We start from the raw sequence: 7,508 nt of genomic DNA on the forward strand, positions 1-7,508 counted from the left end.
GTTGCTGGTGGGGAACGGGTTGATGCGGCGTGGTGGTGATTCTGTGGAGCGGTTGTTCGCGGGGTTGGGGCGGTTGTGGGCGGATGGTGCCGTGGGCTGGACGCCCCCCGTGGCCGCGGCGGCGGGGGCGTCGGGTGGACGGGTGCCTTCGTATGCGTTCCAGCACCAGCACTACTGGCTCCAACCCACCACCCCGGCACCGACCGGTGACGGCCGGATCGACCACCCGCTGCTGCGGGACGTCATGGAACTCCCCGACGACAACGGCGTGGTGCTGACGGGACAACTCGCCACCGCCGCGCAGCCGTGGCTCACCGAACACGTCATCTCGGGCTCGCCCCTGCTGCCCGCCGCGGCGTTCGTGGACCTGGCGCTCCGGGCCGGCGAACACGTCGGCTGCCCGGGGGTCGAGGACCTGACGTTGGAGACACCGCTGGTGGTCGCGGACGGCGTGCAGGTGTCCGTGACCGTCGGCCCCGACCGGGCGGGCCGGCGCAGCGTCTCGATCCACTCGCGCGCGGACGGCGAGTGGGTACGGCACGCGACCGGGACTCTGGGCGCCGTACCCGTCGCACCGCGGGAGCCCTGGGCACGGCAGTGGCCGCCGCACGCCGAAGCCGTCGACCTCGACGCCTTCTACGACGACCTGGCCGACGCCGGATTTGCCTACGGCACGGCCTTCCAAGGTCTGCGAGCGGTCTGGCGCGACGGTGACACCCTCTATGCGGAGGTGGCCGCACCCCCCGGCGACACCCGGTTCGCCCTGCACCCCGCCCTGCTCGACGCCGCGATCCAGATCGTGACCGTCGCCGACGACCGGGCGAAGATGCCGTTCGCCTTCGCGGGGATCTCCTGGTGGCGCGGCGCCGAGCACGCCAGGGTCCGGCTGACCGTGACCGGCCGGGACACCTGCGCGATCGGCCTCGCCGACCAGTCGGGCGCGCCGGTCGCCGAGATCGCCTCGTTGACCCTGCGTCGGCCGGCCGGGGCCACCACCCAGGACGTGCCGTACCAGGTGGCGTGGCCGGTCCTGGAAGCGGCGACCGCCGAACCGGACATCCCGGTCCACCACGCCACATCGCCCGTCGAGACCCTGCGGGTGATCCAGGACTTCCTCACCACGGACACCCCGCGCATGGTGGTCGCCACGCGCAACGCCGTGCCGGTTCGGCCGGGCGAGGACGTCGACCCGCAGGCCACCGCCGTCTGGGGCCTGGTACGGTCGGCCGCCACCGAGCACCCCGGCCGGTTCGTGCTGGTCGACGGTGCCGACGGCGACAAGGTCCGGCTGGCCGGCGACGAACCCCAGCTCGCGATCCGCGCCGGCGCCGTTCACGTCCCCCGCCTCGAACGGGTGCGGACCGAGCCGCTGCCCTCGCTGCTCGGCCCCGAGGGCACGGTGCTCGTCACCGGCGGCACCGGCACCCTGGGCGGCACGATCGCCCGCCACCTCGCCGTACGGCACGGCGTGCGGCACCTGCTGCTGGTCAGCCGGAGCGGCCCGGACGCCCCGCGCGCGGCCGCGCTGACCGCCGACCTGGCCGCGCTGGGCGCTACCGCCGACATCGTGGCGTGCGACGTGTCCGACCGCGAGGCGGTGGCGCGGCTGCTCGCCGAACACCCGGTCACCTCGGTGATCCACGCCGCGGGCACGCTGGCCGACACCGTCGTGGAATCCCTCACCCCGCAGCAGTTCGCGCGCGTGTGGGAGCCGAAGGCCCTCGCGGCGCGGCACCTCCACGAACTGACCTCGGACCTGGAGGCGTTCGTGCTGTTCTCGTCGGCGGCCGGTGTGCTGGGCGGCGCGGGCCAGGCGAACTACGCGGCGGCGAACGCGTACCTCGACGGCCTCGCCGCACACCGGCACGCCCAGGGACAGCCGGCCGTGTCGCTCGCCTGGGGCTACTGGGCGGAGGCCAGCGGCATGACCGGAGGTCTGACCGCCACCGACCGGCACCGCCTGGCCAGGGCCGGCGTACGGCCGCTGCCGACGACGGACGCGCTGGCCCTGTTCGATGCCGCGCTGACCGCGGGCACCCCCACCCTCGCCCCCGTCAGGTTCGACCTGCCGGCGCTGCGCCGCGCCGGCGACCCGCCCGCCCTGCTGCGGGAGCTGGTACGGCCCCGGCGCAGGCAGGCCGCCGACCGCGTGCGGACGCCGGCCGACGTGCTGCAACTCGTCGTGGGCCAGGTCGCCCTCGTCCTGGGGCACTCGTCACCGGAGGCGGTCAACCCCGACCAGGCGTTCACCGACATCGGGTTCGACTCGCTCACCGCCGTGGAACTGCGCAACCAGCTCGACGCGGACACCGGCCTGCGCCTGCCCGCCACGCTCGTCTTCGACCACCCGACACCAGCCCGCCTCGCCGCCTTCCTGCACACACGGCTGCACGGCACCGAACCCGACCCTCTGCTCGCCGAACTCGACCAGCTCAAGTCCACCCTGGACGCGGCAGCCGCCGACGCCGACTACGAGACCGTCGCGGCCCGCCTCGAAGCACTTCTCGCGGCCTGGACCGCCAAACGCACCGGCTCCGCGGCCGGTGTCGACGAGGCCAGCGACGACGAACTGTTCAGCCTTCTGGACGATGCGCACCGCAGGACCGAGGTCATCCGATCGGGCGAGTCCCGAAACGCTGAGGAGCAGTAGCGATGTCTGACGAAGAGAAGCTCCGCACTTACCTCAAGCGCGCCACGGCCGATCTGGGAGTGCTCAGTAGGCGCCTCGCCGACATGGAGGAGGCCGCGCGCGAGCCGATCGCGATCATCGGCATGGGCTGCCGCTACCCGGGCGGAGTGGAGTCCCCGGACGGCCTGTGGCGGCTCGTCTCGGACGGTGCCGACGCGATCACCGAATTCCCGCCGGACCGTGGATGGGACGTCGTCTACGACCCTGACCCGGACCGGCCGGGCACGACCTACAGCAGATCGGGCGGCTTCCTCGCCGACGGCGCCGGCTTCGACGCCGGGTTCTTCGGTATCTCGCCGCGCGAGGCACTGGCGATGGACCCGCAGCAGCGGGTGCTGCTGGAAACCGCCTGGGAGACCTTCGAGTACGCCGGCATCGACCCGACCACACTCGGCGGCAGCCGCACAGCCGTGTTCACCGGCCTGTGGTCCTCCGGCTACGGCAACCAGCCGCCGCCGGACCTCGAAGGTTTCCTCGCCACCGGAACAGCCACCAGCGCCACGTCCGGGCGGGTGTCGTATCTGCTGGGGCTGGAGGGTCCGGCGGTGTCGGTGGACACGGCGTGTTCGTCGTCGCTGGTGGCGATCCATCTGGCGGCGCAGGCATTGCGGGCGGGGGAGTGCTCACTGGCCCTGGCCGGTGGTGTGACGGTGATGGCGACGCCGGCGGGGTTCGTCGAGTTCTCGCGGCAGCGGGGGCTTGCGGCCGATGGGCGGGTGAAGGCGTTCGCCGAGGCGGCCGACGGTACGGCCTGGGGTGAGGGCGCCGGCTTGGTGCTGCTGGAACGCCTGTCCGACGCCCGCCGTAACGGCCACCGGGTGCTGGCGGTCGTCCGGGGCTCGGCGGTGAACCAGGACGGCGCGTCGAACGGGCTTGCTGCGCCGAATGGTCCGTCCCAGGAACGCGTCATCCGGCAGGCGTTGGCGAATGCCGGACTGTCGACGGCGGACGTGGACGCGATGGAGGCCCACGGCACCGGGACCACCCTCGGCGATCCCATCGAGGCTCAGGCACTCCTGGCGACCTACGGTCAGGACCGGGTGGAGCCGTTGTGGCTGGGGTCGGTGAAGTCGAACATCGGCCACACCCAGGCGGCGGCGGGTGTGGCGGGTGTGATCAAGATGGTGATGGCGATGCGGCACGGGCAGTTGCCGCCGACCCTGCACGTCGACGCGCCGACCTCGCACGTCGACTGGTCGGCGGGCCATGTCTCGCTACTCACCGAGGCCCGGCCGTGGCCGGAGACGGGGCGTCCCCGCCGCGCCGGCGTGTCGGCGTTCGGCATCAGCGGCACCAACGCGCATGTGGTGATCGAGGCGGCTGCTGAAGAGTCGGTCGGGGTTTCGACGGGGTCCGCGGGCGGGATGGTGCCGTGGGTGTTGTCGGGGAAGTCGGATGTGGCGTTGCGGGAGCAGGCACGTCGGCTGGGGGCGTTCCTGGCCGGGCATCCGGGAGTCGGCGCGGTTGCGGTGGGTCGGGCGTTGGCGGGGCGGTCGCGTTTCGATCACCGTGCGGTGCTGAGCGGTGTGGAGGCTCTGGAGGCCCTGGCGGAGGGTCGGTCGGTGCCGGGTCTGGTCACGGGGACGGTCCGTCCGGTGGGTCGGTCGGTGTTCGTGTTTCCGGGGCAGGGTGCGCAGTGGGTGGGTATGGGTGGGGAGTTGTACGGGTCGGAGCCGGTGTTCCGGGGGGTGATCGATGCGTGTGCTGCGGCGTTGGCGCCGTACACGGACTGGTCGTTGGTGGAGGTGCTGGTCGGTGGTGGTGCGCTGGAGCGGGTGGATGTGGTGCAGCCCGCTCTGTTCGCGGTGATGGTGGCGCTGGCGGAGTTGTGGCGTGCGCATGGTGTGGAGCCTGATGCGGTGGTCGGGCATTCGCAGGGGGAGATCGCGGCGGCGTATGTGGCGGGGGCGTTGTCGTTGGAGGACGCCGCCAAGGTGGTCGCCCTGCGTAGCAAGGCCCTGGTCGCCCTGGCGGGGCAGGGCGGGATGGTGTCGGTCGGCCTCGGGCATGAGCGGGCCGACGAGTTCGTGGCCCGCTGGGACGGCCGGCTGACGGTGGCGGTGGTCAACTCGGCGGACAGCGTGGTGGTATCGGGTGATCTGGACGCGTTGGACGAACTGCTGGCGGCCAGTGAGGCCGACGGCATCCGCGCCCGCCGTCTGCCGGTGGACTACGCCGCCCACTCCGTGCAGGTCGAGGCGATCCGAGAGCACCTGCTCGCCGACCTGGCCGACATCACACCCCGCTCGGCGGCGATTCCCTTCTACTCCACGGTCACCGGCGAGCCGCTCGACACCTCCGCCCTCGACGCCGGCTACTGGTACCGCAACCTCCGCGAACCCGTGCTGTTCGACCACACCACCCGTGCGCTGCTCGACCACGGCCACACCGTCTTCGTCGAGGTCAGCCCGCACCCGGTCCTGGTCTCCGCCGTCGAGGAGACCGGTCACCACCACGGCTCCGACCTTCTCGTCACCGGCACGCTCCGGCGCGACCAGGACGACTTCCTCACCTCGCTCGGCCGCCTGCACGTCCATGGTGTCCCGGTCGACTGGAGGTTCCCGGACGACACCGAGCCCGTCAGCCTGCCGACGTACGCCTTCCAGCGCCAGCCGTACTGGCTGCGGCCCGTCCCGACGGCGTCGGGCGACCACCCCCTGCTCAGCACGTTCGTGGAACTGCCCGACGGCGCGGTGCTCAGCGGACGGATCTCGCTCGCCACCCACCCGTGGCTGGCCGACCACGCCGTGCGGGGCTCCGTCCTCCTGCCCGGCACCGCGTTCGCGGAAATGGCGGCCTACACGGCCGGCCGGCTCGGCCACGCGGTCGAGGAGCTGGTGCTCGAAACGCCGCTCGTCCTCGACGACGCCCCGGTGCACCTCCAGGTCGTCGTGGGCCCCGAGGACGACGGCCGCACCCCGCTCACGGTGTACTCGCGTGACGGCGACGAGTGGGTGCGGCATGCCACCGGGACCCTGGGCGAGGAGCCGGTGCTGAGCGCCTGGGACTGGCCGTCGGCCGGTGAGCCCCTTGACGTCGACGGGCTCTACGACTCGCTGTCCGTGCTCGGCTACGAGTACGGACCGGCGTTCCAGGGCGTCACGGCGGCCTGGCGGGTCGGCGACACCGTCTACGCCGAGGTGGAGCTTCCCGCCGAGGAACCGTTTGCCCTGCACCCCGCGCTGCTCGACGCCGCACTGCACCCCATGGCGTTCCTCACCGACCGCACCGGCCTGCCGTTCGCGTTCACCGGAGTGGCGATCCGGCCCGCGGGCAGCCGGACGCTGCGGGTGCGCCTGTCCGCCACCGGGCCGGACACGTACACCGTGGCCGTGGCCGATCCGGAGGGCACCCCGGTCGCGGTCATCACGTCGCTGACCGTCCGGGACGCCACCGCCGTCCCGGACAGCCTGTACGCACTCGACTGGCTGCCCTTCGAACGGCCGGCCCTCGAACCGGCATCGACGGGCGGCGACCTCGCGGACCTGGTCGTCTACGAGGTGCCCGGGCCGCCCGGAGCGGACACCGTCGAGGCGGCGTACGAGAGCGCGCAGAGCGTACTCGCCGTGATCCGGGACCACTTGGCGGGCGAGCGGACGCGGCTGGCGGTCGTCACCCGCAACGCCGTCGCCGCCGCACCCGGTGACGTGGTCGGCCTCCACCACTCGATGGTCTGGGGCCTGGTCCGCGGCGCGCGGGCCGAGCACCCCGACCGGTTCGTCCTGGTCGACGCCGACCCGACCTGGGACCCCGCGCTGATCGCCGGCACGGACGAGCCGGAACTGGCGGTACGCCAAGGGGCGCTGCGCGTCCCCCGCCTGGTCCGCGTCGGCGCGAGCCTCACCCCGCCGGACGGGGCCTGGCGGCTGGAGGACACGGGCACCGGCAGCATCGACGACCTGGCGCTGGTGCCCCGCCCGGAGCTCATGGATCCGCTGGGGCCCGGGCAGGTCCGGATCGCCATGCGGGCGGCCGGACTCAACTTCCGGGACGTGCTGATCGCCCTCGGGGTCTACCCCGGCGAGGCCCTGATGGGTGGCGAAGGCGCGGGCGTCGTCCTCGAAACCGGTCCGGACAGCCGGTTCCGGCCCGGCGACCGCGTCATGGGCCTGGTCCCCGGAGCCTTCGGCCCGGTCACCGTCGCCGACCAGCGGCTGCTGGTCCGGATGCCCGACGACTGGTCGTTCGCCAGGGCCGCGTCCGTGCCCGTGGCGTTCCTGACCGCGTGGTACGGCCTGCGCGACCTGGGCGGGCTGAAGGCCGGTGACCGGGTCCTGATCCACGCCGGCACCGGCGGCGTCGGCATGGCGGCGATCCAACTGGCCCGGCGGCTCGGGGCGGAGGTGTTCGCCACTGCCGGCCCGGCCAAGTGGCACACCCTGCGCGCCCTGGGACTGGACGAGGACCACATCGCCTCGTCGCGCACCCTGGAGTTCGAGCAGAAGTTCCCGCCCATGGACGTGGTTCTGGACTCGCTGTCCGGCGAGTTCGTCGATGCCTCCCTGCGGCTGCTCGGGCCCGGCGGCCGGTTCGTGGAGATGGGCAAGACCGACATCCGCGACGCGGCCGACCATCCCGACATCGTCTACCGGGCGTTCGACATCGCCGACGCGGGGCCGGAACGGCTCGGCGAGATCCTGGACGCCGTCGTACGGGCCTTCACGGACGGCGAGTTCGCACCGCTGCCGTTGGAGGTACGCGAGGTCCGGGACGCGGTCGACGTGTTCCGGTTCATGAGCCGGGCCGCTCACATCGGGAAGATCGTCCTCACTGTTCCCGCGGACTTCGATGCGGCCGGTACGGTGCTGATCACCGGTGG

The 7,508-nt window shown here is 72.9% G+C and carries 2 protein-coding genes; both read left to right on the forward strand.

What is annotated here, in order from left to right; translation table 11 throughout:
- Nucleotides 1-142 precede the first annotated feature (142 nt).
- Nucleotides 143-2,650, forward strand: a complete 2,508-nt coding sequence (locus ACZ3YL_RS42145) for a type I polyketide synthase (RefSeq protein WP_465663127.1) — start codon at nt 143-145, stop codon at nt 2,648-2,650.
- A gap of 2 nt (nt 2,651-2,652) precedes the next feature.
- On the forward strand, nt 2,653-7,508 hold a 4,856-nt coding region (locus tag ACZ3YL_RS42150; RefSeq protein ID WP_465663129.1), incomplete at its 3' end, for an acyltransferase domain-containing protein.

The organism is Kitasatospora sp. NPDC023176 (genome assembly GCF_055560495.1).